This is a genomic window from Streptococcus rubneri, assembly GCF_004785935.1.
Classification (GTDB): Bacteria; Bacillota; Bacilli; order Lactobacillales; family Streptococcaceae; genus Streptococcus; species Streptococcus rubneri.
The window spans coordinates 152230-176960 of record NZ_SRRP01000002.1 but is presented as its reverse complement, the minus strand read 5'-3'; the positions used below and the strand labels follow the sequence as shown (position 1 = coordinate 176960).

22 protein-coding genes are annotated in these 24731 nt (G+C 42.8%); all 22 read right to left on the bottom strand.

The window, feature by feature from the left end; all coding sequences use genetic code 11:
- Positions 1-17 precede the first annotated feature (17 nt).
- A complete protein-coding gene (locus E5S68_RS09045; RefSeq protein WP_135783263.1) occupies positions 18-1259 on the bottom strand; it encodes an aminopeptidase in 1242 nt (413 codons plus the stop codon).
- Between the two features lie 18 nt (positions 1260-1277).
- Positions 1278-1427 (bottom strand): hypothetical protein, encoded by a 150-nt coding sequence (locus E5S68_RS10590; protein WP_167470860.1) that lies wholly within the window; start codon positions 1425-1427, stop codon positions 1278-1280.
- Positions 1424-2119, bottom strand: a complete 696-nt coding sequence (locus E5S68_RS09040) for a DUF8309 domain-containing protein (protein WP_135783262.1) — start codon at positions 2117-2119, stop codon at positions 1424-1426. Before E5S68_RS09040 ends, E5S68_RS10590 begins: the two co-directional genes overlap by 4 nt.
- A gap of 37 nt (positions 2120-2156) precedes the next feature.
- Complete coding sequence (locus tag E5S68_RS09035; protein ID WP_009732166.1) at positions 2157-2435, bottom strand: type II toxin-antitoxin system YafQ family toxin; 279 nt, start codon at positions 2433-2435, stop codon at positions 2157-2159.
- Positions 2428-2691 carry a type II toxin-antitoxin system RelB/DinJ family antitoxin gene (locus E5S68_RS09030; RefSeq protein WP_009732165.1) on the bottom strand — a complete coding sequence of 88 codons (264 nt, stop codon included), beginning with the start codon at positions 2689-2691 and terminating at the stop codon, positions 2428-2430. Before E5S68_RS09030 ends, E5S68_RS09035 begins: the two co-directional genes overlap by 8 nt.
- Positions 2692-2792: 101 nt before the next feature.
- The gene (locus E5S68_RS09025; protein ID WP_135783261.1) at positions 2793-4649 is read right to left on the bottom strand and encodes a DUF262 domain-containing protein; all 1857 of its coding nucleotides are present in this window, start codon (positions 4647-4649) and stop codon (positions 2793-2795) included.
- Entirely contained in the window at positions 4643-5953 is a 1311-nt protein-coding gene (locus tag E5S68_RS09020) for a DUF262 domain-containing protein (RefSeq protein WP_135783260.1), read from the bottom strand. Before E5S68_RS09020 ends, E5S68_RS09025 begins: the two co-directional genes overlap by 7 nt.
- A 96-nt stretch (positions 5954-6049) precedes the next feature.
- Entirely contained in the window at positions 6050-10441 is a 4392-nt protein-coding gene (locus E5S68_RS09015) for a PolC-type DNA polymerase III (RefSeq protein ID WP_135783259.1), read from the bottom strand.
- A 142-nt stretch (positions 10442-10583) separates the two neighbouring features.
- On the bottom strand, positions 10584-12434 hold the full coding sequence (locus E5S68_RS09010; protein ID WP_135783258.1) for a proline--tRNA ligase: 1851 nt from the start codon (positions 12432-12434) through the stop codon (positions 10584-10586).
- A gap of 17 nt (positions 12435-12451) precedes the next feature.
- Positions 12452-13711, bottom strand: coding sequence for an RIP metalloprotease RseP (gene rseP / locus E5S68_RS09005; protein ID WP_135783257.1), 1260 nt, complete (start codon positions 13709-13711; stop codon positions 12452-12454).
- A gap of 41 nt (positions 13712-13752) precedes the next feature.
- Positions 13753-14556, bottom strand: a complete 804-nt coding sequence (locus tag E5S68_RS09000; RefSeq protein ID WP_135783256.1) for a phosphatidate cytidylyltransferase — start codon at positions 14554-14556, stop codon at positions 13753-13755.
- A gap of 11 nt (positions 14557-14567) precedes the next feature.
- Positions 14568-15317, bottom strand: coding sequence for an undecaprenyl pyrophosphate synthase (locus tag E5S68_RS08995; RefSeq protein WP_135783255.1), 750 nt, complete (start codon positions 15315-15317; stop codon positions 14568-14570).
- A 132-nt stretch (positions 15318-15449) separates the two neighbouring features.
- A complete protein-coding gene (yajC, locus tag E5S68_RS08990) occupies positions 15450-15779 on the bottom strand; it encodes a preprotein translocase subunit YajC (RefSeq protein WP_135783254.1) in 330 nt (109 codons plus the stop codon).
- 229 nt (positions 15780-16008) lie between these two features.
- The gene (locus tag E5S68_RS08985; protein WP_135783253.1) at positions 16009-16254 is read right to left on the bottom strand and encodes a hypothetical protein; all 246 of its coding nucleotides are present in this window, start codon (positions 16252-16254) and stop codon (positions 16009-16011) included.
- A 269-nt stretch (positions 16255-16523) separates the two neighbouring features.
- The gene (locus E5S68_RS08980) at positions 16524-18650 is read right to left on the bottom strand and encodes an AAA family ATPase (RefSeq protein ID WP_135783252.1); all 2127 of its coding nucleotides are present in this window, start codon (positions 18648-18650) and stop codon (positions 16524-16526) included.
- 360 nt (positions 18651-19010) lie between these two features.
- Positions 19011-19775, bottom strand: a complete 765-nt coding sequence (locus tag E5S68_RS08975) for an amino acid ABC transporter ATP-binding protein (protein WP_135783251.1) — start codon at positions 19773-19775, stop codon at positions 19011-19013.
- A gap of 19 nt (positions 19776-19794) precedes the next feature.
- Positions 19795-20481 carry an amino acid ABC transporter permease gene (locus E5S68_RS08970; RefSeq protein ID WP_135783250.1) on the bottom strand — a complete coding sequence of 229 codons (687 nt, stop codon included), beginning with the start codon at positions 20479-20481 and terminating at the stop codon, positions 19795-19797.
- A 3-nt stretch (positions 20482-20484) separates the two neighbouring features.
- Positions 20485-21177 (bottom strand): amino acid ABC transporter permease, encoded by a 693-nt coding sequence (locus E5S68_RS08965; protein ID WP_135783249.1) that lies wholly within the window; start codon positions 21175-21177, stop codon positions 20485-20487.
- Positions 21178-21242: 65 nt separating this feature from the next.
- The gene (locus E5S68_RS08960; RefSeq protein ID WP_135783248.1) at positions 21243-22121 is read right to left on the bottom strand and encodes a transporter substrate-binding domain-containing protein; all 879 of its coding nucleotides are present in this window, start codon (positions 22119-22121) and stop codon (positions 21243-21245) included.
- Between the two features lie 27 nt (positions 22122-22148).
- The gene (locus E5S68_RS08955) at positions 22149-23150 is read right to left on the bottom strand and encodes a uroporphyrinogen decarboxylase family protein (RefSeq protein WP_126403751.1); all 1002 of its coding nucleotides are present in this window, start codon (positions 23148-23150) and stop codon (positions 22149-22151) included.
- Positions 23151-23249: 99 nt separating this feature from the next.
- Complete coding sequence (locus tag E5S68_RS08950; protein ID WP_135783247.1) at positions 23250-23450, bottom strand: hypothetical protein; 201 nt, start codon at positions 23448-23450, stop codon at positions 23250-23252.
- Positions 23451-23467: 17 nt separating this feature from the next.
- Entirely contained in the window at positions 23468-24469 is a 1002-nt protein-coding gene (locus tag E5S68_RS08945) for a uroporphyrinogen decarboxylase family protein (RefSeq protein WP_135783246.1), read from the bottom strand.
- Between the last annotated feature and the right edge of the window lie 262 nt (positions 24470-24731).

Below are 24731 nucleotides of genomic sequence, written 5' to 3'. Positions count from 1 at the left end.
GATTTCTGTCCTGCTCCCTATATTGCCCAATCTCCGTTGCGGAAGACTGGGACGCGGGTACCGTCTTCTCGGATGCCGTCGATATCCATTTGGTTTGAGCCAATCATGAAGTCGACGTGGACGTCTGAGCGGTTGAGGCCAGCTGCTTCGAGTTCTTCTTCTGTAAATTCTGCGCCACCTTCTACACTGGTTGCATAGGCTGCCCCGATAGCCAAGTGGTTAGAGGCATTTTCATCGAAGAGGGTGTTAAAGAAGGTGATGCCTGACTGTGAAATTGGGCTTGGATCTGGTACGAGGGCACACTCTCCCAAGGCACGCGCTCCCTTGTTTTTGAAGACCAAATCTTTCATGACTTGATCACCCTTTTCAGCTGTGATATCTACGATTTCTCCATTTTCAAAGGTCACTTTGATGCCTTCGATAATGTTCCCATTGTAACTAAGTGGTTTTGTAGATGTTACATAACCTTCAGCACGACGAAAGTCAGGGGCTGTGAAGACTTCTTCAGTTGGCATGTTTGGCAAGAAGCCTTCGCCTTGAGCATTGATAGCTCCGGCAGATTCCCAAACGTGATTTTTCGGCAAGCCAAGAGTCAAATCGGTGCCTGGTGCTGTGTAATGAAGGGCTGAGAATTGTTCTTTATTGAGTGTATCTGCCTTGCTCTTGAGAATGGCTGCATGTTCTTCCCAAGCCTTGACTGGGTCTTCTTCGTACACCCGGCAAGTCTTGAAGATTTGATCCCACAGGAGATCAACTGCTTCCTCGTTGCTAACCGCATTTGGAAAGACCTTTTTCGCCCATTCTAAACCTGCTGCCGCAGCAACGGTCCAGCTGACCTTGTTGGATTGAGTGGCGATGCGCATTGGTTTCATGGCCATGCCCAAAGCCTTGGCAAAAGCAGAAAGTTTCTCTGCATCGACGCCGTTTAAGGCACCTGGATCGGACGAGCGCACACCTAAGCGACTTGCCTTGTGTTCCAAGAGGTAATTCATCTCAGCAATTTTGTAGTCTGGTACATTGTCCAAGCGATCCATCGGTGCATGGAGGAATTTTTCCCGGTTGGTGAAGTCATCTGCCCATTGGATAATCACTTCATGCGCCCCCAAGGCATAGGCTTCTTTCACGATCAAGTGGGCCAATTCTCTTTGCTCCACATCGATGTTCAAAGCCAAGGTGTGGCCAGGTTGCACGTTGATGCCGTTCGCAACCAACAATTTTGCGTATTTTTCTAAGTTTTCTTTAAAATTTGGTAAAACCATTTTCAATCCTTTTCTATATTAATCCTTTAAGAGTGACAAGAGGTTTGCTACCACCACAGTGGCGCAGACCAGGCCAGTTACTTTTAAAATGGTATCAGTATCTAGCTCTAATTGATAATTAAATGTTTTTTGAGCAGGTTTATCTTCTGCAAATATTTTTACTCTCATCGTTTTATTCCTTTCTTAGCATCCTCTTCACCTAGATAAAGGCGTCTTGCCTCTGGGCTGTTGGTAAGAATATCGAGATAAGTTTCATAATCATCGGGCAGGGGCTTTCCCAAAGAGATATCTAGCTCTGGATTCACATTTTTCCCGTAGAGAAAGCAGAGATAAAGACGTTCATTGAGTGTCGGAAAGACTTCAAGTGACATGAGCTCAGCCTGACCGACCCGCTCCCAATCTTGCTCTTGGATATTTGGTAGGATATAGGCTTGGAAGAGTCCCATTAGAGGATTATCCTCTGGTTGGCCACTATCCTTATCCGCCTGAACCAAGGAAAGCCGATGACCAAAACCAGCTACTTGGCGCTCCCGTCCCTTCACCGAAACCGTAATCGGATGCCCTCCCATATGGCTATAAATCCATTCTTTGGGTAACCGATAATCTAAGAGAGGGGCAAGATCTTTGATAATCGTTACAGGACTATAGCGTAGAAACTGACGAGTGACTGCTTTACAAAAGAGAATATTCTCCTCTTTCAAGGTCACTTCCTTCCAGCTATTTTCCTCCTTAAAATAGTTAAAAAATACCAGATAGGGCTCTCGCACCATTTGTGCTAAGACATAGACACCATTCCGTAGGCGAATGGAAACGACTTTCCCTGACTTCCAGGGTGTTGCTCTTTTTTTCTTTTCTATCATTAGCCAACCTCAAACCGAGCAAGGATCGTTGAATCAATCAAAATAAATCACTGTGACTTCCTGTCCTCAGCAAGTTTAAAATCAATTCATCCTTATCTACTTTGTAAACCAAAAGCCAATCCGGCTGGATATGACACTCCCGAACACCTTGGAAATGCTTGGAATCAGTCAATTGATGGTCACGATATCTGACAGGAAGTTCTTTTTCTTGAACCAGAAAATTCAAAACTTCTTCTAACAAGTCTGCCTTCAAACCACGCTTCATTGCCAACTTAAAATCTTTTTTAAACTGTTTATGATAACGAATCTTAAGCACGCAGGTCCTCCATCAAGTCTGAGACTGATTCAAAGGGTTGACTCATATTCCGATTTTGCTCTACATCCGTTACGACTTGGAGCAACTTCCCATGATCGTCTAATCGAACATCAAAAGGTAAGCCCTGATATTGGATAGCCTGACGAAGGAAAATGTTGATAGCTGTTGTCATATCCATCCCTAAATGATTAAACACTAGCTGGGCCTGCTCCTTAACCTCACTATCCAAACGAATACTCATGCTCGTCTTTGACATATTCTCACCTTCTTTCTATTAATTATTATAACAAAAAAGAAGGCTACTGTAAATCTATTGGATATACAATAGCCTTTTTAAATTAATGATCAAGGCAATTCTTATGACTTACTTTCTATGAATCTTTTGACCATAGGTAAAATTTCTTTTTCAAGTCCTTTTATTTGATATGATTCCCATTTAGTTTTTTCTGTTATATTAGCCATTATTTGTAACTTTAGACTCTGACGATCAAAAATTCCTTCCCACTGTTTATATTTTGCACTCGGGACTAAATTTCCAAATTTTGAATTTTGACTATCTGTAATGATACAAAGGTTCCCAAAAGAGTGTAAGAATTGATCATCCATTTTCTCAATTTTTTCATCACTATTTGGATGTTGTGGGAACCAATGCTCTATGGAACGACGATAAGCAAATTTGAAATGATCAAATTTAACACCTTTATACTTCCTTCCTAACTCTTCACGATTTTTCCATAAGATGTAATCAATAAAATTAAATGCATAAACAGGAATGTCACCATATTTCTTAATAATATCTTCCTCGGTGAACAATCTTCCCTCAGCATATCTCACAGCCATTTTCTCAAGAAAATCCTTAAACAGACTAGCAAATTCTGCTTGATTTAACTCTTCAATATGCTTGTAGAGAAATTGTAAGATCTCATATAACCAACGACTATCACGATTGGCAGTAAAGGTCACAGCAAACATGGATTGGAGGTGGATAATATTTTTATGTAAATTGTCAAAAGTGTTTTTTTGAAAATTAATTCGAACATATTTCCATCCTCCATTTTCATTTCGTTGATATGTCTCATACTGACCTCGTTTTATTTGCCATTCTGTTTCATTTTCTAATTGGACATTTTTTACGATAAGCGTATCAAATATATGCTTCATAGTCAGAAGTAGTTGCCCAAATTGTTGGACCCATTCTCTATCTCGTCGTTCAATTTCAAAAATTTTCAATAATTTTTTATCATCAAATGTAGTTTCATTACTTCCTTCCATGATAAAAAAAACTTGAAGCAAAAACGTTGGAAAATCAATTACAGTCGTATAATTTGAAATATCTGCTCCATAATTTACTAAGATACTGCTTTCATATTTTGTCTGAGTAATTGCATCTAGTAAACTCCGTTGCTCAATTTTTTTTACACTTATTTTCTCAAATACACTTTCCAATTTGAAGGTATTAAATTTTTCTCCAAAAATTTTCTCTCCCTCTTCATTAGTATTATTTGGTCTGCTTCGGATTTGAAAAGCTTTTAATACCGGCTTATCAAACTCTGCACAGGCATCCCAGATTCTCGCAAATTTTTGTGCCATTTCTTGATCTGCACCAAATTTAGACATCATTTGTGCCTTAAGGATTTCATGAGCTTCTAGTTGTTCACCTCGAGAGTTAAAACGTTCAAAATAAAGATTCAAATTCAAATCTTTAGGAAGTATACTTCGAAAAATGATGACTTTATTAAAAAGATAATCAACGAAGGGCTGAGGTTCAAGTTGGCGCTCTCCTAGCACTTTTTTCAAGGCATCTTTAGCATGTCTGTAACCTATAGTTAATTCATTTTCATCGTCCTCAGAAATTTTTTCATTGATAAATAGTTTTTGAATATTCTCATTTGATCTTCTCCGAGCTGGGAAAGTTAAATGAACCGCCTCTAATCTGTCACAATCAAACTCATTTTTCAAAACCAAAGCAATTAAATTAAGTGCTGTTGTTCGTTGTTGACCATCAATAATTTTGAAAAGACCATTCTCTTCATTGACAACTAATGTTCCAATATAGTAATTGTCTCTCTTTTCTTGATAAGCATCTGCTACATCGTTCAATAATTGTTCAATCTCATCATAAGTCCAAGAAAAATTTCTCTGATATAGAGGAATAGCATAGCTATCTTCGTTTAATAAACAATCAACAGACAAGCTGATATGTGTCTCTACCATTTCTCTCTTTCCTCCGCTATAATCTGCTCCACAGTATAATTTTCAAATAATTCTCTATCTATCTTAATCATGAAATCATTTGGAGTTACAGCATGGGCTAAAATTTGGAAAAGTTTTTGAACTTCTCTTTGTCTGAACTTCCCGCCTGCAGCGTAGTTTCCTACTGTAGCATCATATATAGCACGAGACTTTACACGCGGGTAGTAAGCCCAAATAAACAAGGTCTCTACTATTTCTTTTGATAGCTCTTCTTTTCCAAATCTCTCTGCAAAAAGCAAGCAAATATTTAGAAACAAATTATGACACTTGATATAGCGTCCTTTTGAACTATTGTAAATTTTCGACATACCTTCTGGATAATCTGAACTATTTTCTGTCCTCTTAGTATCATTAGAAATTCCTAACTGTTTATTCAAAACATCTATATGATCTTTAATCGTTTGATGGACAGATTCAATATACTTAAAAAATTCACTTCCATCAATGATTGGCATGGTTATTGACATAGGGAAGTTTTCAATATGACGGTATAATTCTAGGTATGGAAAATTCTGACTTAAATCAACACCTTTAAAATCATCAATAAAATCTTCTGTAAAACGCAGATAAGAACCATAACGCTTATTGGTTAATCCTGTTTCTCCCCTAGACCAACGTCTCATACGGAAAAGATGCATATCAAATAGATCTTTCAGACTTAAATCGTCATCTTCCACAAACTGCTCCCATTTCTCAACAATTTTTTCATCATCTGAGTCTTGTTGACGCAGATGATAGGCTTTAAGTAAATCATGAGGTTCTAAAGATTTTCCACGATTATTCTGAGAATCAAATAATTGAAAGGCTTCTGCCAAACGTTCCTCTGGCATGATGATACAAGAAATAGAACAATTTTCCAATAAAAATTTGCAAATATCTTTTGCCTGGTTTGCACCAACCAATTGAGTTAAATTTTTCCACTCGTTATAATTTTCGCTCGCATGATAGCAAGATATCTCTCCAAATTCAGCACCTAAAAGTTGATTAGCGCCTTCATAATCCTTTAACTCTTCTAATGAATGAAGAAATAAAGAAATAGAAATTAGCCGTTGTTGTCCATCTACAATATCTAAGTATCCATTATTATCATGCAAGATTACAGAGCCAACTTGATATTCCTTTTTTTCCATAGCATCTCGTAAATCATAAAAAAGATTACGAATATGCTTTCTGTTCCACTTATAAGGTCTTTGATAAGAAGGAATCCGCAAATTCCCTTCTTTCAATAGCTCTCCAACCTTTTTTGAAGTAAATTGAATACCCATTTCATCCGCCTTTATTGTATTTTTAAAAAAACTACAAATTCATATGAATCTGTAGTTAAGAGTGGCTAATTCTTTTGAATAAAAATCATTTATCCATCAAAACAAATCATCAAAGAGACTGAGCTGGTTGTCTTCTGGCATATTACCAAGGATTCCCATCTCGTCCATCTTTTCCACTAAGGTTGAGGAGACACCGCCACGTTTGCGCAACTCTGTTTTAGAGAGGAATTCTCCTTTTTTGCGAGCTCGTACAATCTGCTTGGCGACGTTTTCTCCCAATCCATCCATGGCGACAAATGGTGGGATGAGGGTGTCTCCATCGATGATGAATTCCGTCGCATCACTGCGATAGAGGTCTAGCTTCCCAAACTTGAAGCCACGCTCCCACATCTCATTGACAATTTCAAGGGTCGTGTAGAGGTCGATCTCCACATTGGAAGCTTCGTTGTTCTTGCGTTTTTCAGCAATCTCCTTCATCCGCGCTTTCACAGCTTCTAGGCCTGCACCCATAGTCTTGATATCAAAGGCCTTGGCACGGATTGAGAAGTAAGCACAGTAATAGTAGAGCGGATGATGAACCTTAAAGTAAGCCACCCGCAAGGCCATCATAACGTAGGCTGCCGCATGGGCTTTAGGGAACATATACTTGATTTTTCCACAAGACTCGATGTACCATTCTGGGACATTGTTAGCCTTCATGGCCTCGATATAGCCATTGCGCTCTTCTTCAGGAATCTTGAGCCACATGCCTTTCCGCACCCGCTCCATGATGGTAAAGGCCATTTTTGGATCTAGGCCAGCGTGCATGAGGTAAACCATGATGTCATCCCGACATCCGATAACGGTCGATAGGTCGGCAATCCCAGCCTTGATCAAGTCTTGGGCATTTCCCAACCATACATCGGTACCGTGAGACAGCCCTGACAGCTGAAGCAACTCGGCAAAGGTGGTTGGATGGGTCTCATCCACCATGCCCCGAACAAAGTTGGTCCCAAACTCTGGGATTCCCAGCATACCGGTTGAGGTACCGATTTGCTCCGGTGTGACTCCTAAGATATCGGTTCCTGAGAAGAGAGCCATGACACCAGGATCATCCATAGGAATATCGTTTGGATCAATACCTGATAAGTCCTGAAGTTTGCGAATCATGGTCGGATCATCGTGTCCCAGGACATCGAGCTTGAGGACGTTCTCATCGATATCGTGGAAGTTAAAGTGAGTGGTTTGCCATTCGGCTGTCACATCATCTGCTGGATACTGAACAGGGGTGAAGTCATAGACATCCATGTAGTTAGGAATAACAACGATTCCCCCTGGGTGCTGACCGGTCGTCCGTTTAACCCCAGCTGCTCCTTGGGCCAGACGTTCTACCTCGGCATCTCGGTAGTACTTGCCATAGTCCCGCTCATAGCCCTTGACAAAACCATAGGCTGTCTTGGCCGCAACCGTACCTACTGTTCCTGCCCGGAAGGCGTATTCTTCCCCAAAAATATCACGGACATCCAAGTGAGCGCTCGGCTGGTCTTCCCCTGAGAAGTTCAAATCGATATCGGGTACCTTGTCCCCATCAAAACCAAGGAAGGTCTCGAACGGAATGTCTTGGCCGTTTTTGCTAAGCTGGTGTCCACAGTTTGGACAGTCCTTATTTGGCATATCAAAGCCTGAACCATAAGAACCATCCGTGATAAACTCACTGTACTGACACTGACCACAGACATAGTGTGGCGAGAGCGGATTGACCTCGGTAATCCCAATCATGGTCGCTACGAAACTGGATCCGACGGATCCCCGTGAACCCACCAAGTAACCCCGTTCATTGGAGCGATGCACCAAGAGTTGGGAAGCCAGATAGATCACGGCGAAGCCATTCCCCAGGATAGAGGTCAATTCTTTTTCAATCCGCAAATCAACAATATCAGGGAGCGGATTGCCATAGATTTCAAAGGCCTTCTGATAGGTCAATTCGGCAACTGTTTCTTCGGCCTTGTCAATAAATGGGGTATACAAGTCTCCTTTAACCACTTCAACGGGTTCAAAGATTTCTGCCAGGTCGTTGGTGTTTTCAATGACCAATTTTCGTGCTAAATCTTCTCCTAGAAAGGCAAATTCATCCAGCATTTCATTGGTTGTGCGGAAATGGGCTTTTGGCAGAGGGGCTGGTTGAGCGTTTTCCCCATGGCCGATAGTCCGGTTGATGATAGCTCCTTGCCCGAGACTGCGGACAATGATTTCTCGATAGATCTCATCCTCGGGCTCAAGGTAGTGAACATTTCCTGTCGCGAGGACCGGCTTGCCAAGGCGATCTCCCACCTCAATCAAACTCTTGATGATGGTCTGGAGCTCATCCATATCCTTAACCTGCTCTTTGGCAATGAGGGGGGCATAGATGGCTGGAGGCATCACCTCAATAAAGTCATAATACTTGGCCACTTCGACTGCCGCGTCAACTCCTTGAGAGACGACCGCGTCAAAGACCTCTCCTTCAGAACAAGCCGATCCCAGGATCAAGCCTTCCCGGTGGGCATCCAAAACTGTCCGGGGAATCCGAGGAACGCCCTCAAAATATTGAGTATTGGAAAGAGAGACCAATTTGAACATATTTTTCAAGCCGGTCTGGTTCTTGACATAGATGGTTGCGTGTTTGACCCGTGCCTTTTTGTAGGAATCCGGACTAATTAAATCCACATTTAACTTAGCTAAATTGGTCACGCCATGTTTTTCTGCTACATCCTTGATAAAGATGAAGAGCAAGCGACCTGTCGCTTCCGCGTCATAGTTGGCCATGTGGTGGTGTTCCAAGGCAACCCCAAACCGCTTGGTCAAGGGCCCCAAACCATGACGCTTGTACTCCGGATAGAGGTTCCGAGCGAACTCTAGTGTATCAATTACTGGCTGAGTGATTTTGGGAAGGCCATGACGCTCATAGTTGGCATTCATGAAGCCCACGTCAAAAGTGGCATTATGGGCAACCAAAACCGCATCCTGACAGAATTCCTGGAACTCCTCCAAGACCTGTTTCAAAGGTTTGGCATTGCGAACATGGTCATCGGTAATGCCTGTCAGGTCCGTTGTAAAGGCAGAAATGGGATGCCCTGGATTGATGAACTCATCGAATTCAGCAATGATATTGCCCTTGTGCATTTTAGAAGCGGCAACCTGAATCAGATCATTGTAAATCGCTGAGAGTCCTGTCGTTTCCACGTCAAAAACCACATAGGTTGCTTCATGAAGGTCTAGATCGACTTCATTGTAAGTAATCGGCACGCGGTCTTCGACAATATTGGCTTCCATCCCATAGATGAGTTGGATACCAGCCTTTTTAGCTGCCTTGTAACCATGAGGGAAGGACTGCACATTGCCGTGATCGGTAATGGCAAGAGCCTTGTGTCCCCATTTGGCGGCTTTTGCGACTAGCTCCTCGACTTCAGGTAGGGCATCCATGGTCGACATATTGGTATGGGCATGGAACTCGACCCGACGCTCACCTTCTGGCATCAGATCCTTGCGCTCATAGTGGACCACTTCTTGGATATCCTGGACATTCATGGTTAAATCTCGGGTAAAGTTATTGACTTCGATGTTGCCACGAACTCTCAACCAAGAGTTTTTCTTGATCATGTCAAACTTCTGAGCTTCTTCTTCGTTTTTAGCCCATTTTTGAAGGGAAAAACTGGAAGTATAGTCGGTCATCTTGAAATTGATCAAGACCCGACCTGTCCTCGTCACCTTGTGCTCGACATCAAAGACCACCCCTTCAAAGACAATGCGGTTCTCTTCTGTCGTGATATCAATCATAGGAGTGATTTCTGCTTTGTCCAGCTTGGGCTTGGCCACAGCCTTCTTGGCTTTGAAATCAAAGACTGGTTTTTCCTCTGCTGGTGGAGGAGCCATTTGAGACAAGGACTCCATGGCCCGCAAGGTTTCTTCATTAGCTGCTTGGAAGATTTGATCTTTCTCAGCTTCAAAGGCCTGTTGCAGCTCTTCTGTCAACTGGTCATCCGCCTCGACCCGACACTGGAAATGAGGAAAACCAAACTTGGTCAATTGACTAGCGAGATTGGGCAAATGGTTTTTCCGGTGGTGCTCCGTATCCACAGATGAAGGACCACTAATGATCAGCTCTTCTCCTTGAGAGCGGACTTGCAGATGTTGATACATGCTCTTAAAGCCCTGACTCGCACAGGGACCATCTTCAAAAGCCTCCTGGTAATAGGCTTGCAAGAGCTCCTCACTGAAAGTTGGATTCTTTACCTGAATCTCAAACACCGCTCGATTTCCTGTCTTTGAAAACTCCTCAGCCAAGCGGTTTTTGAGCTCCTGAAAAATCGTGATGGGTAGAATTTCGGCAAAAACAAAACGAAATTCCCAAACACGACTGAGCTTATGGACGATGACCTCTTGGATTTCAGCCCCTCGAAAAGCGCCTGATTCACGCATTTCCAAAGGCATTCCTAACTGATTCATTAAGATTTCAAAGCTAGTTGACATGATTTCTCCCTGACAAATTACTAGCCTTTATTTTATCATATTTTACCTAACTTTTCGACTGTCAGAAGGTCCTTTCAGCTAGCTAGCTCAGCTTACAAAAAAGAAGGCTAGGGTATTGAGCATCCTAGCCTTCTACTATTGCTTATTTATTTAAAATAGCAAGAGTTTCTAATAAATTGTCTGCATGCACTTCAATTGTATCACCAGAAGCTTTAATCTTCACTTCCACGATGCCATCAGCTGCTTTCTTCCCAACTGTTACACGGATTGGCAAGCCGATCAAGTCGCTATCGCTAAATTTAACGCCTGCACGTTCGTTACGATCGTCCACCAAGACTTCATAGCCAGCCTTGACCAATTGGTCTTCGATCTTGCTAGTCAATTCAAGACTTGCTTCGTCCTTGACATTAACTGGAATCAAGTGCACATCAAACGGCGCCAATTCTTTAGGGAAGTTGATGCCCCAAGCGTAACGGTATTCACCTTTAGGAGTCTTATTGACAAATAGACGAGCGTGTTGTTCCATAACGGCTGAAAGGAGACGGCTGACACCGATACCATAGCATCCCATGATGATTGGGACTGCACGACCATTTTCATCCAAGACATCCGCTCCCATACTTGCTGAGTAACGAGTCCCAAGTTTGAAAATGTGACCAATCTCGATACCACGTGCAAAGTTGAGCACACCTTGGCCATCTGGTGAAATTTCACCCTCACGTACTTCACGGATATCTACATATTCAGCAACGAAATCTCGACCTGGGTTGACACCCGTCAAGTGGTAGCCATCTTGGTTGGCACCAACAACAGCATTACGGCTATCTTGTACCTTGCGGTCTGCGATAATCTTGACATTTTCTGGAAGATTGACTGGACCAAGTGAACCAAAGTCCGCCCCCAACAATTCTTTCACTTCTGCCTCAGTTGCAGGTTCCAAGAAATCTGCTCCAAGATAGTTTTTCAATTTGACTTCGTTGAGCTGGTCATTGCCCACGAGTAGGGCCACAACTGGCTCCTCGTCTGCGATGTAAACCAAGGTCTTGATTGTTTGCTCTTCAGAGATATTCAAGAAGGCTGCGACTTCATCAATCGATTTAACACCTGGTGTTTCCACGCGAGCTACTTCTTCTTCAGTCACAACACGGTTGCTTGGTTTGTAGGCATTAGTTGCCATTTCAAGGTTGGCCGCATAGCTAGATTCACTTGAGTAGGCAATGGTATCCTCACCAGAAACCATCCATTTGAGCAATTCAGCCTTGATTTCTTCTTGAACTTCTTCAGGAATCTCATCAAATGATGCGACTGACTTGTCTAACACCACCCAACGGTCAAGGTCTGTACGAGAAGGTGTGATAGCCATAAACTCTTGACTATCCTTACCGCCCATGGCTCCACCGTCACCGATGATGGCTTTAAAGTCCAAGCCACTACGAGTAAAGATACGCTCGTAGGCTGCCTTGTATTCATCATAGGTCACATCCAAGCTATCGTAGTTAGCGTGGAAGCTGTAGCCATCTTTCATGATGAACTCACGGGTCCGAAGAAGTCCATTACGTGGACGTTTTTCATCACGGTACTTAGGTTGGATTTGGTAGAGATTCAATGGTAATTGCTTGTAAGACTTAACAGAATCACGGACAATAGCTGTGAAAGTTTCTTCGTGAGTTGGACCCAAGATAAAGTCTGACTTCTCACGATTTTTCAATTTGTACAAGTCTTCCCCGTAAGTTTCATAACGGCCAGATTCACGCCAAAGGTCAGCACTGAGAAGGGCTGGAGCCAACATTTCAACAGCGCCAATCTTGTCAAATTCCTGGCGCATGATCTTCTTAGCTTTTTCAATCACACGATTTGCAAGTGGCAGATATGAATAAACACCTGCTGATACTTGACGAACATATCCAGCACGGAGCATCAAAGCGTGGCTGATGACCTGCGCATCGCTTGGCATTTCGCGAAGTGTTGGAATAAGCATTTTACTTTGTTTCATTCAGATTCATTCCTTTTCTATTTCAAAAATAATTTCATTATATCGTTCCAAGTCACGGCAATCATCAAGATAACCATGACCGCCACTCCAGCAAGGGTCAAGTAGGTTTCTACCTCCTGCTTCAGCGGTTTTCTACGGACGAGCTCGATCAGATTGATCAAGATTTTTCCACCATCCAAGGCCGGAATGGGGATCAAGTTAAAGATTCCGATATTAATAGACAACATGGCCATCAAGGATAGGATAGCTGGAAGACCGAGCTCCGCCGCTTGTGAACTGGCTTTGTAGATCGCCACTGGACCACCTAATTTGTTCAAACTAAAGTGGAAGATGATATCCTTCAAGGCAGTAAAGATACGAGTTGCTGTGTACCAGGTATCCGTTACACCTGAGAAAAGTTTATCGAAGAATCCAGTCTTTACCGCATTGGTGACACCGATGTAATAGCGTCCACCATCTTCTTCAGGTTTGACGGTCACTTCTTGAGTTTTTTCATCGCGCTCATAGCGAATGGTTATTTCAGGATTCTTTCCTTTGCCGTCCGTAGCCTTTTGTACGGCATCTGTCAACTCTTCCCAGTTGGAAATCTTATATTGATTGATTTGAACAATTTGGTCGTTGTCCTTCAGACCTGCCTTAGCCACTACTCCTTGTGGAACCACTTGAACATGGTTGCTATAGTAGTCCACTGCACCTCCCCGCATGAAGGCTAGGAGAGAGTAGACGACAATGCTTAGGATAAAGTTGTTCATGGGACCCGCAAAGTTGGTAATGAGTCGTCCCCAGATACTAGCATTTTGATACTGCACATCCAGAGGAGCAATCCGAACTTCTGTCCCATCTTCCTCAACGATGGTCGCATCATGGTGGACAGGATAGGTCTTGGTCTCTTCGATGACGATTCCTGTGATTTCCAGTTTATCCTCAAAATCAAAATCTGTGACATTCATGGGAAGAGCCGTCTGGTCGATGTTTTTCCCAGAAAGGTTAATCCGAACAACTGTTCCATCAGGGTTCAAAGTTAGACTGACAGGCGTTCCTGTCTTAATCTCTGTCGTATCTTCGCCCCAGCCTGCCATTCGGACATAGCCCCCCAATGGAAGGATTCGAATAGTATAGGCTGTTCCGTCCTTGCCTACATGGGCAAAAATCTTGGGCCCCATCCCAATCGCAAACTCGCGAACAAGGATGCCTGATTTCTTTGCAAAATAGAAATGGCCGAACTCATGCACCAGGACAATGACGCCAAAAATGATAATAAAGGCAATAAATTGCATACACGCTCCTTCGTTTTAACTGATGATGGGATGACTTCTGTTTAAAACAGACCAAAGAATAGCATTAGTGGGAAAACAAAAATCAAGCTATCAAATCGATCCAAGACACCACCATGACCAGGAATAAAACGGCCAGAGTCTTTCACTCCAAAATGGCGCTTGATGGCACTTTCGACTAGGTCACCAAACTGAGCTGCTATACTGAAAAGAATGGTAAAGAGAATCATGGTCACCCAACCGTAAGAGCCCGCAACGGTACGATCTAGCATCATAAAGATCATCGTCACAACGACAGCACAAGCGATCCCTCCAAGACTTCCTTCAACAGTCTTGTTGGGTGATACTCTTGGTAACAGTTTTCTCTTTCCAAATTGACTACCAATGAAGTAGGCACCCGAATCGGTTGCCCAGACGATAAAGAGGGCCAACAAGACCTTATCAACACCAGCCATACGCGCTTGAATCAGGGCATGGAATCCAAAGCCAACATAAAAACTAGAGGCAATAGGATAGACAACTTCATCATAGGTATAGCCTTGAGCTAGGACGGTGGTCCCCATCAACAGCAAGACCAGTAAACCATAAGCGATAAAGTTCCCACCAACTGGTAAGAAAGGGAGATAGCTCTCAAGAGGTAAGGTCAGTACCAGAGCTGCCAGCATGGCTAAAGCTCCTTCGATTGTTTCCGTCTGAAGTCCTTTCATTTTGAGCAATTCATGAACCCCCAACATCGCAATGAGTCCTACAACAATCTGGAAAAAGACTCCTCCAAAAAGTACCGTCGGGATGAAGAAAGCTAGGGCGATTCCTCCAAAAATCACTCGTTTCTGTAAATCTTTTGTCATATTTATCTCTCCTATACACCACCAAAGCGTCGATGACGATGGCTGTATTCTACTATGGCATCCTGCAATGCCTTTTCTCCAAAATCAGGCCACATCACATCCGTAAAGTAAAGCTCGCTATAAGCTGCTTGCCATGGCAAGAAATTACTCAAACGAATCTCACCGCTCGTTCGAATAATCAAATCAGGGTCCCGAAAATCCTTGGGTAAGCTACTAGTATACAAGTAATCTGCGATGATTTCTTCTGAAATATCCTCTGGATTTAAATGAGTATCTAAAACTTCTTGGGCAATTTGTTTGACTGCCTGAGTCAACTCAGCCCGTCCCCCATAATTCAAGGCAAAATTCAGAATCAAGCCTGTATTTGAACGAGTTAAAGCCTCTGCTTTTTCTAGAGCCTCCAAGGTCTCCTTCGGAAGACGGGAAACCTCCCCAATCATTTGAATCTTTACATTATTTCTATGAAGTTCTGGAACAAAGCGGTCGTAAAACTCTACTGGAAGATTCATGATAAAGCTCACTTCTTGTTGAGGACGGGTCCAGTTTTCAGTTGAGAAAGCATAGACCGTTAGGGCTTGCACTCCCATCTCCTTGGCTGCGATGGTTACTTCTTGCAGAGCCTCCATGCCAGCTTTGTGCCCAAAGACACGAGGTTGCATCCGTTTTTTGGCCCAACGACCATTCCCATCCATGATGATTCCAATATGCTTGGGCACTTCTAGAGGTACACTTAACTTTTCTTTCTTTTTAAAACGAAACATGTTTTTCTACCTATTTCACTGTTTTTATCGCTTCATTATATCATAAATCCGCTTAAAATGGCAGTCTAGCCCCTTTTCTAGAGGGTATATATCTAAAAATGAAAAAAGCGACCTTTTGATCGCTCCTTCTTATTATTCACCGTCAATGATAGAATCTGATTCGCCAGCGCCTTCAACTGCACCAGCTGTCACCCCTTCTGAAACTGGCAAAACTGTTTTAATAGCTGTCAATTCAAATGTGAGGTATACGCCATCCACGTCCAAAACAACGGTTTTCCGTTCAGTGTCTACTTCATCAACTGTTCCATACAAACCACCGATGGTAATCACTTCATACCCTTTTTGAAGTTTGTTCAAGCTTTCCATCCGTTTTTGGTATTGTTTCTTTTGGCTACGGCTCATGAAGAACATCATTCCGACCATCACCAAGAGCATCACTAGAAATGTACTGCCACCTTGCATACCTTTTCTCCTTTTAAAATCATATATGCACTACTATAGCAAATTTTATAGGCATTTTCAATATGAAGCCCTGATTTTCAGTAAAAATAAGTCCCTGGACGGATTATTCACCAGATAGGGGGACTCATGAACTTCAATACAAAAAAACGACCGGCACAAAAGTTGAAGCCAGCCTCCTAACAAAATGAACTGGACAAAAAGAAAAAAACCATAAAAAATTGGTCTTCTTCTAATCAATCGTGATACCATATTTTTCATGATTTTGATCATACCAATCAATCAACAAAATCGCTGTTTGGTAAGTGATGTTTTTAATCTTACTTGTTCCCTTTGTCAAGGTTGCAAGGCTCATCTTACTGATGTCTGTTTCAGTTGCAACGCGATAGCTTGTAACTTTTCCGTCCACCATCAGCTGAACAACAGCTTCTACTTTCTTATAGTCTTTTGTCGAATAAATATCAATTGGAGTTTTCATAAAATACACCCATTTCCTCTAAATTTAATCTTTTATATATTATATCGTGGATTTCCTCATTTATTAGCAAATCTTGCTTATTGTGCTCAGAATAGCTCATTTTGACCTAAAAAATAGGGTAAAAAAGAGAAAAATAAGGGTATTTTTTAACATTTTTCACTTTCTGGGCAAAAAATCGAAAAAATGTGTCTAGTAAAATCAACTAATTGTTCATTTAACGGCTCATGAAAAAGGCTAAGAATTTCTTCTTAGCCTAGTCTCACAAAATCTTATTCTGCCGGGGTTTCTTTCCCTTCGTTCGCATCACCATGCTCTCGAATAATAAGCTCTCCATCTTCCATATCTGCCAACAAGTGTTTAGCATCAAGATGGTCCAAATGGAAATCTGTCACCTTATCACGGATTTGTTGTTCAACGACCCGACGGAGTGGACGTACGCCCATGACTTCATCATAGCCTTCTTCAGTCATGTATTCTTTGGCAGCATCGCTCACTGTCAAGTCAATGTCTTTCTTAGCAAGAGTTTTGTTCACTTCTACTAACATCAAGTCAACAATCTTAGAAAGGTCTTCCTTGCTCAAGTGTGAGAACTCGATCACAGCGTTGAAACGGTTAAGGAATTCAGGACGGAAGAATGGTTTCAAACGATCCAAGAGTTCTGGTTTGTCCGCATCTTCTGTCAAGTTGGCTTCGTAACCAAAGCCAGCGTTTGAAGTAGCGATAATTACGGTATTCTTGAAGTTAACCGTATTTCCTTGACCATCTGTCAAACGACCATCATCCAAGACTTGAAGGAGAAGGGTGATCACTTGAGGATCCGCCTTTTCAATCTCGTCCAAAAGGACGATTGAGTATGGATTGCGACGGACGCGTTCTGTCAAGGTATTGTTGTTATCATCGTAACCAACATAACCAGCAGTTGTACCAATCAATTTAGAAACAGCTGTACGATCGCTGTATTCTGACATGTCCAAACGGATGATGGCATCTTTCGTTCCGAACATATCGAGGGCCAATTGTTTAGCCAACTCAGTCTTACCAACACCAGTAGGACCTACAAAGAGGAAGCTACCGATTGGACGGTTCCCTTCGTCAAAGCCTGCACGGTTCCGACGGATCGCTTTGGCAACGGCTTCAACCGCCTTGTCTTGACCGATAACTTTCGTTTGCAAACGGTGACCCATATCTTTCAAGCGTTCGATATCGGTCGCACCCATTTGTGATACTGGGATTCCAGTCATCCGTTCGACAGACTCAGCTACATCATTTACAGTAGCAGTCACCTTGTGATCCTCTGTATGGTTAGCAATTTGTTTTTCGAGTTCTTCGATACGAATTTTTGCATTTAAGGCTGCTTCATAGTCTTCTTTAGCGGCAGCTTCTTCTTGTTTTGTTTTTTCCGCTTGGATTTCGTGCTCAACCGCATGTACATCTGTCACTGGGTGTTGTGCTGCCAAATGAGCAGCTGTCACATCGACCAAGTCAATCGCCTTATCTGGCAAGCTGCGTTGTGGAATGTATTGGACAGAATAATCAACTGCTGCTTTCAAGACTTCATCTGGCAAGACAACATTGTGGTGTTTTTCGTAAAGATCACGGATCCCTTGAAGAATCTTGAACGTATCTTCAGCTGATGGAGCATTAACCTTGACTTCGTTAAAACGACGAGCAAGGGCCGCATTCTTCAAGATGGTGTTGCGGTATTCATCTTGAGTGGTTGCCCCAATCACGGTCAATTCACCACGAGAAAGAGCTGGTTTCAAGATATCCGCAAGACCTTTAGATCCTTGCCCATCCCCTGTGCTACCTGCACCAAGGATTTGGTGGATTTCATCAAAGAAGAGGATGACATTACCCATCGCTTTGACTTCTTGAATCATATTTTGGATATTTTCTTCGAAGCTACCACGGTATTGCGTACCAGCTTCAAGACCAGAAATATCAATCGAGATGATTTCTTTATTCTTGATAGCTGCTGGAACATCTCCGTTCACGATAGCTTGGGCCAAGCCTTCTACAACCGCTGTTTTACCAACACCTGCATCCCCTACAAGGACAGGGTTGTTCTTGGTACGACGAGACAGGATTTCAGCCGTTTCTTGAATTTCTTTGTTGCGTCCGATGACCGGATCCAATTTTCCTTCACGGGCTTCTTCGGTCAAGTTACGGCCCAGTTTCGCAAGGATTCCATCTTGTTTCATTCCTTTGCCTTGCTGGTGTTGCACTTGCTCACTTCCTTCATTTGGAAGTTGACCCGTTTGGCGGTAAATGGCGAATTCTTCCGGTGTCACTTCACGACCATTGATCATGTAGCGACGGCTTTCCGAGCGAAAACCACCCATGTTTCCCATTAGTTGATTGAAAAGATCATCCATATTGTTAAAGTTGTTGTTCATATTCGTTACCTCTGTTTTACATAATTTTAATTCGTTCTTGAAAATGAGTAGCCAAATTGGCTACTTAAGGTTTGTTTACATAATTTTATTTTTTCTTTTAAATTAATAGCCTCAAGGGCTAAGATCTTATATTCCTTCTTTTATCAATTAGTTTTCTATATTTTGGAAATAGCATCTCACCATCTCCTTTCCACTATTGATCCTGTAAACTCTTGAGATTTCCCAACCTCTTTTTGTTTACATAAATTATTATAAACCAGACTGATTTTTTTGTCAACAGTTTTTTACATAATTTTTTGCATTTTTTTAAAAAAATTTTCCGAAGCAAAAAAACACACCCTTACCAGGGTGTGCCTCTTATCAAATCATGTATTCGACGCTGTAGGTGGCGTCGGATAGAATCCGTGAAAGGAATTGTTTGGTTCGTTCTTCTTTTGGACTGTTAAAGAATTCATGGGGTTCGTTTTCTTCGATGATGTGTCCACCATCCATAAAGATGACGTGGTTGGCTACATCACGCGCAAAGCTCATCTCATGGGTTACCACAACCATGGTCACTCCTTCTTGGGCTAGTTGCTTCATAACAGCTAGTACATCCCCGACCAACTCTGGGTCCAGCGCTGATGTTGGCTCATCCAGCAAGATCACATCTGGCTTGACTGCGATGGCACGTGCGATTCCGATCCGTTGCTGCTGGCCACCTGATAGTTGAGCAGGATAGTAATCCTTATAAGCGAGGAGGCCGACCTTTTCAAGGGCTGATTCTGCCCGTTGAAGAGCTTCTTCTTTTGGAATCTTGCGGGCTACAATCAGGCCTTCCAAGATATTTTCAAGGGCTGTTTTATTGGCAAAGAGATTGTAATGCTGGAAGACAAAGGCTGTCTTTTGGCGGATTTCTAAAATTTCCTTTTTGCTGAGTTTTGCAAGGTCATATTCTTTTCCACCTAGAGTTAGGTGGCCTGTATCTGCCTTTTCCAAGTGGTTGAGGCAACGTAGGAAGGTTGTTTTTCCTGATCCAGATGGGCCTAAAATAACCACGACATCCCCTTGGTTGACCTTGAGATTAACATCTACCAGGACTTGGTGGTCCTTAAATTTTTTCGATACGTGTTCTACTTCTAACATCTTTTCATTTCTCCTTCTTCTATGCGAGTGTCAGGCGTTTTTCCAAGCAATTGAAGCCCCACTGAATCACCCCACAAATGACAATATAAAGAATAAAAATCACGAGATAGGATTCAAAATATTGATAGCCATAAGAGGCTTCGACCTTGGCAATGGCAGTGATATCCTTGATGGTCATGACAAAGACAAGGGAGGTGCCTTTGACCAAGTTGATGACCAGGTTACACAAATTGGGCAGGGCTGCACGTAGGGCTTGTGGAAAAACAATGCGGACATAGGCTTGGCGATTGGTCAAACCGATGGCTTGCGCTGCTTCTAGTTGACCCTTATCCACCGTCAGAATAGCTGACCGGAGAATTTCAGCCAGACTTCCTGTTGTCATCAAGCTAAAGATAATAAAGGCATAGTAAATGGGATTGATCTCAAAGACATTAAAGTGACTGCCCATGCTCTTAAAAAAGCTATTTAAGAGACTAGGAAAGAGACTATAAAAGAAGAGAATCAAGAGAATCGGAGGCGTCGCCCGGATAAAGGCCAAGTAAACCACTGAGAAACTGCGAACCCCTTTGACCTTGTAAATCTGACCGAGCGCCAAAAAGAGGGCTGGAAAAAAACTCAAGAGAATGGATACGACCATGATCAGAAGGGTTACTGGAACGCCACCTAAGGTGGCTAGAAACGTTTTACTAATAAAATTGAAATCCATAAGCTACCTTTCTGTTACACTGAGTCGTTTCTCAAGAAGTTGAGCGGAGAAGGAGATCACAAGGGCAATTGCCCAGTAGATCACTGCTACGGCTGTATACGTCTCGAGGGAATAATTCCCAAGATTGCGACTGATCAAGTTGTTTCCTGCTCCCATGATATCGATAAAGCCAATGGTATAAGCCAAAGCGGCATCGCGCATGAGGTTTAAGATGGCAGTCGTCATATTGGGAAGAGCCACGCGAAAGGCTTGGGGAAGGACAATGCGCCAAATGGTTTGAGCTGGTGTCAAGCCGATACTCAAGCCTGCTTCCATTTGACCTTTTGGGATGGCCAAATAGGCTGCCTTGAAGACCTCAGAGATCATAGCCGCAAAGAGAAGAAACATGGCCACAAGGACAAAGACAAACTTGGACCAGTGATCAATGTCAATGCCCAACCACCAGTTCAAAAATTGTGGCAGCCCATAAAAGACCAAGAAGAGCAAGACAATCGGAGGGGTACAACGCAAAGTAAAGACGTAGCCTTTGGCAAGACCAGCTCCCACCTTCTCTTCTGATACTTGTGCCCAGGTCAAAACCAAGCCAAATGCCGAACCGAGAAGCGTCGTTAAAACCATCAAAGCTAGGGTCGCTGGCAGGGCTTGGACCAAGGTTGGAAGAAATAACCAGACCTTGGAAATGTCGTATGAGACCATGTTTTTTTCCTTTCTGTATCCGGATAGAAATAAGGAAGCTGGGGCTATACGCACCCAGTTTCATCTTATTTTTCTTTATCTACATAACTGAAGACATCTTCACCGAAATATTTTTCGGATAGTTTGGCAAGCGTTCCATCTTCTTCCAATTCTTTGATGGCCTTGCTGTAGGCTTCCGCAAATTTTTCGTTTTTCTTATCCTTATGAATCAATGGGTAAGTTGGAATTCCTTTGTAGGCAAACCAGCTGAGTTTGTCTGCATATTGGTGGTAAGAGCCATCTTTATCTGTGACAGCTTTTTCAAAGGAAAGTTTGATGTCAAAGAAGGCATCGTAACGTCCTTCCAGAACCCATGCATAGGCATCTGCAACTTTGAACGATTCTGCAGCTGTTAATTCGATTGGTTGGTCCTTATGCTTGTCATTGTATTCTTTGATAACATTCCATTGGGCATTTTGTGGTGAAATTGGAACCAATTTTCCTTTTTCTTTAGCGAAATCATCGATGTTCTTGTATTTATCCGCATCTTCTTTTCGTACCGTAAATCCGATGATACTTGCTCCGATTGGTTCTTTTGGAATAATAAATTTCTTGGCGCGTTCTTCGGTATACCAAGCTCCTTTGGTTCCGATATCGTACTTACCAGATTCTAGACCGATCAAGAGGTCGTCGTCACTCGTTCCAGTATACTCAAACTTGTAGTCTGGAAGTTTTTCGTCAATGGCTTTGAGCACGGCTACTTCATAACCATCTGATTCTCCTTTTTCATCGACGAAATCGTACGGCACATAGTTTTGAGTGTGGGCCACTTTCAAGGTTGTTACTTTATTAGATCCTGTTGATCCTTTGCTGTCATTTGCGTGATTCAGGCTTCGACCAATAATCGTTGCACCTGCAAGGGCAAGAACGGCTACCCCACCGATAATCCATGTTTTTTTACTCATACTCTCTTTTCTCTCTTTCTATTTTCCTTATTCTGCTGCAGCTTCACGAACCCATTCGATTCGTTCTTCATCAATGTCACTTGGAATGGTACAATCCGCACCGATGACCAAGCCTGTAGTTCCTGTCTCTGCGATGATACGTTTGGTTTCTGCTTGAATCGCAGCCTTGTCTCCTGTGTAGAGAAGACCATTTTTGCCATTTTCAAAGCCACCAAGAACCGTGCGTCCACCGAAGATTTCGCGTCCTTCTGCCAGGCTGATGCCTTCTGGTCCGACTGCCCAGTTAATGACTGGAGCTGGGTAGTCTGTGAAGAGATGGATATCATTGCGAGCTCCTTCATAGCCACAGATATGAAGGATATTTACCCCACCGGCTTCCTTAGCTGTCTCTAAGACATGGAGTTCACTCGGCGCGATGACTTGTTTGTAAACTTCCTGACTGACACGCGCATCTTGGATGCTTTGAACACTGAGGTAGATTCCGTCTGCTCCTGCTTCTTTGATGATTCGTTGGCTCAAACTTGCGATATCTTGGCCAATAGTATCCAATACTTTTTTAAGAGTTGCTGCATCTTGATCGATAAAGTTTGCGATCAAGTCATCTCCACCTGACACTTCTCCGACCAACCATTTGAAGTAGGTCACTGGAGCAAAGATGTTGTAGATGGCTACAATGTCCTCTTCAAAACCAGCGCGAATTTTTTTGACCAATTCTACCTGCTCTGTGATCCATGGATGATCGGCTCCGAGGGGTTCAATCCCTGCTAAATCCGAGATATTTTCAAGTCCTTTGTGAATGGATGGGTTTGGATAAGCAAAGTAGCCATCACTCATGAGTTTGACAAAGTCTGGTTTGACCTTGTGTAGGAAGTTTTTATGACCATTGAGGTTCTTTTCGATAATTTCTGGATTGGAAAATCCTTTCAACCATTCATCTTCCCTTGTAAAATGATGCCAAAAGCCAACTGGCACACGATCAACCGCTTCCCCTCTGAAAGCTTTTAAGACTAATTCTCTTTTTGTAGACATGTTCTTACCTCGTTCTGTTCTTTTCTTGCTAGTTATCTTAACACTTGGACTTTTATTTGACTAATATATATTTTTTATCAAGCCCTTCATCTTTTTTTATCACTGATCTTCTAGGAGCAAGACACTCGCTAGATCAGACGGGCGAATGAGGGAGAGACTGTGGGCTGGAATTTTCTCCAGCCTTGCCATATCCGGATCCTTTTTGCTTTCCTCTTGACTGCTAGCGGCTGCAACTTTTGCGAGCCCTAGGACTAAGAATAAAGCTACCAGCACTATACACCAGACATTGATTTTTTTCATCTCCCTCTCCTTTCTTCTTACAAGATGGCCGCCTGACGCACCCAGTCTAAGCGTTCCAATTGGAAATCGTCTGGCACGGTGCAGTCTGCTCCAAGGATCAAACCACGACTTCCTGCTTCTGCCACCAAGCGACGGGTTTCTTGCTCGATAGCGTCTCGTTCCCCTTGGTAGAGCAAGCCTTTCTTGCCATTGACAAAACCACCTAAAACAGCGCGATCGCCAAAGAGCTTGCGACCTGCTGCTAGACTCAGACCTTCATGATGGGTCGCCCAGTTAATGACTTGGGCTGGATAATCCTTGAAGAGTTCCACTTCATTGCTAGCCCCTTCAAAGCCACAGATATGAAGGATATTGATCCCACCCGCTTCATTAGCCGCTTCTAGGACAGCGATACTGCTCGGCTCAATGAACTTGCGGTATTCTTCCTCTGTCACGCGCTCATCTTGAACCTGCTGGGTTGAGAAGTAAATGCCTTTCACTCCTGCTTCTTGGATCAAGCGGCGACTAAGAATGGCGATATCTCCTGCGATCACATCAAGGATATGGGCCAAGGTTTCTGGATCTTCTTTGAGAAAGGCCGCAATCACTTGGTCTCCACGGGATTGATCCGTCCGGAACCAGCGTTTCAAATAAGAAATGGGTGAGAAGATATTGTAGAATGAAGCAATCTCCTCATGGAAATGGGAACGAATTTCCTTGACCACTTCAATTTGTTTTTCAATCCAAGGATGATGCTCCCCAATTGGTTGGATGTCCTTCAATTCTTGGATCGATGTAATCTCTCTCGAATAAAGGGCACTCGGATAGCGGAAGAAGCCATCGCTCATAATCTTGACAAAATCAGGGGATATTTCTTCAACATAGTGTTGGTGTCCTTTAATACTTTTTTCAAGTACTACTGGATTGTCGAGACCCAATTCTTTTTCTTCTTGAGTCACATAATGGAGCCAAAATCCTACAGGGATTCGCTCAACTTTTTCACCTCGAATGGCACGAAGCACCAACTCTTTTTTACTCATACTGTGAAACCTCCTCAATATCTTCTCCAAAAGGAAGACTGACTGACCGCTTCCTTTCTGAAATTTGTAACCATGATATCACCTCAAAAAGTAGCTGACTAATATATTTTCCCTATCAAGGCCTTAAAATTTCTTTATTGAGGCAGGTATCAAAAAAAGCGCAAGTCCTTGAAAATAAAGCCTTGCGCGCATTCTTATCTATTATTTTATTTTTGAAGAAAGGGACCTACTTTGAAAATTACTTGACCCCGTTATAAGAATC

Bases quoted from the DNA above. Each gene is read 5' to 3' on its own strand.
- E5S68_RS09045 (WP_135783263.1), bottom strand. From the start codon at position 1,259: ATGGTTTTACCAAATTTTAAAGAAAACTTAGAAAAATACGCAAAATTG.
- E5S68_RS10590 (WP_167470860.1), bottom strand. From the start codon at position 1,427: ATGAGAGTAAAAATATTTGCAGAAGATAAACCTGCTCAAAAAACATTT.
- E5S68_RS09040 (WP_135783262.1), bottom strand. From the start codon at position 2,119: ATGATAGAAAAGAAAAAAAGAGCAACACCCTGGAAGTCAGGGAAAGTC.
- E5S68_RS09030 (WP_009732165.1), bottom strand. From the start codon at position 2,691: ATGTCAAAGACGAGCATGAGTATTCGTTTGGATAGTGAGGTTAAGGAG.
- E5S68_RS09025 (WP_135783261.1), bottom strand. From the start codon at position 4,649: ATGGTAGAGACACATATCAGCTTGTCTGTTGATTGTTTATTAAACGAA.
- E5S68_RS09020 (WP_135783260.1), bottom strand. From the start codon at position 5,953: ATGGGTATTCAATTTACTTCAAAAAAGGTTGGAGAGCTATTGAAAGAA.
- E5S68_RS09015 (WP_135783259.1), bottom strand. From the start codon at position 10,441: ATGTCAACTAGCTTTGAAATCTTAATGAATCAGTTAGGAATGCCTTTG.
- E5S68_RS09010 (WP_135783258.1), bottom strand. From the start codon at position 12,434: ATGAAACAAAGTAAAATGCTTATTCCAACACTTCGCGAAATGCCAAGC.
- rseP (WP_135783257.1), bottom strand. From the start codon at position 13,711: ATGCAATTTATTGCCTTTATTATCATTTTTGGCGTCATTGTCCTGGTG.
- E5S68_RS09000 (WP_135783256.1), bottom strand. From the start codon at position 14,556: ATGACAAAAGATTTACAGAAACGAGTGATTTTTGGAGGAATCGCCCTA.
- E5S68_RS08995 (WP_135783255.1), bottom strand. From the start codon at position 15,317: ATGTTTCGTTTTAAAAAGAAAGAAAAGTTAAGTGTACCTCTAGAAGTG.
- yajC (WP_135783254.1), bottom strand. From the start codon at position 15,779: ATGCAAGGTGGCAGTACATTTCTAGTGATGCTCTTGGTGATGGTCGGA.
- E5S68_RS08985 (WP_135783253.1), bottom strand. From the start codon at position 16,254: ATGAAAACTCCAATTGATATTTATTCGACAAAAGACTATAAGAAAGTA.
- E5S68_RS08980 (WP_135783252.1), bottom strand. From the start codon at position 18,650: ATGAACAACAACTTTAACAATATGGATGATCTTTTCAATCAACTAATG.
- E5S68_RS08975 (WP_135783251.1), bottom strand. From the start codon at position 19,775: ATGTTAGAAGTAGAACACGTATCGAAAAAATTTAAGGACCACCAAGTC.
- E5S68_RS08970 (WP_135783250.1), bottom strand. From the start codon at position 20,481: ATGGATTTCAATTTTATTAGTAAAACGTTTCTAGCCACCTTAGGTGGC.
- E5S68_RS08965 (WP_135783249.1), bottom strand. From the start codon at position 21,177: ATGGTCTCATACGACATTTCCAAGGTCTGGTTATTTCTTCCAACCTTG.
- E5S68_RS08960 (WP_135783248.1), bottom strand. From the start codon at position 22,121: ATGAGTAAAAAAACATGGATTATCGGTGGGGTAGCCGTTCTTGCCCTT.
- E5S68_RS08955 (WP_126403751.1), bottom strand. From the start codon at position 23,150: ATGTCTACAAAAAGAGAATTAGTCTTAAAAGCTTTCAGAGGGGAAGCG.
- E5S68_RS08950 (WP_135783247.1), bottom strand. From the start codon at position 23,450: ATGAAAAAAATCAATGTCTGGTGTATAGTGCTGGTAGCTTTATTCTTA.
- E5S68_RS08945 (WP_135783246.1), bottom strand. From the start codon at position 24,469: ATGAGTAAAAAAGAGTTGGTGCTTCGTGCCATTCGAGGTGAAAAAGTT.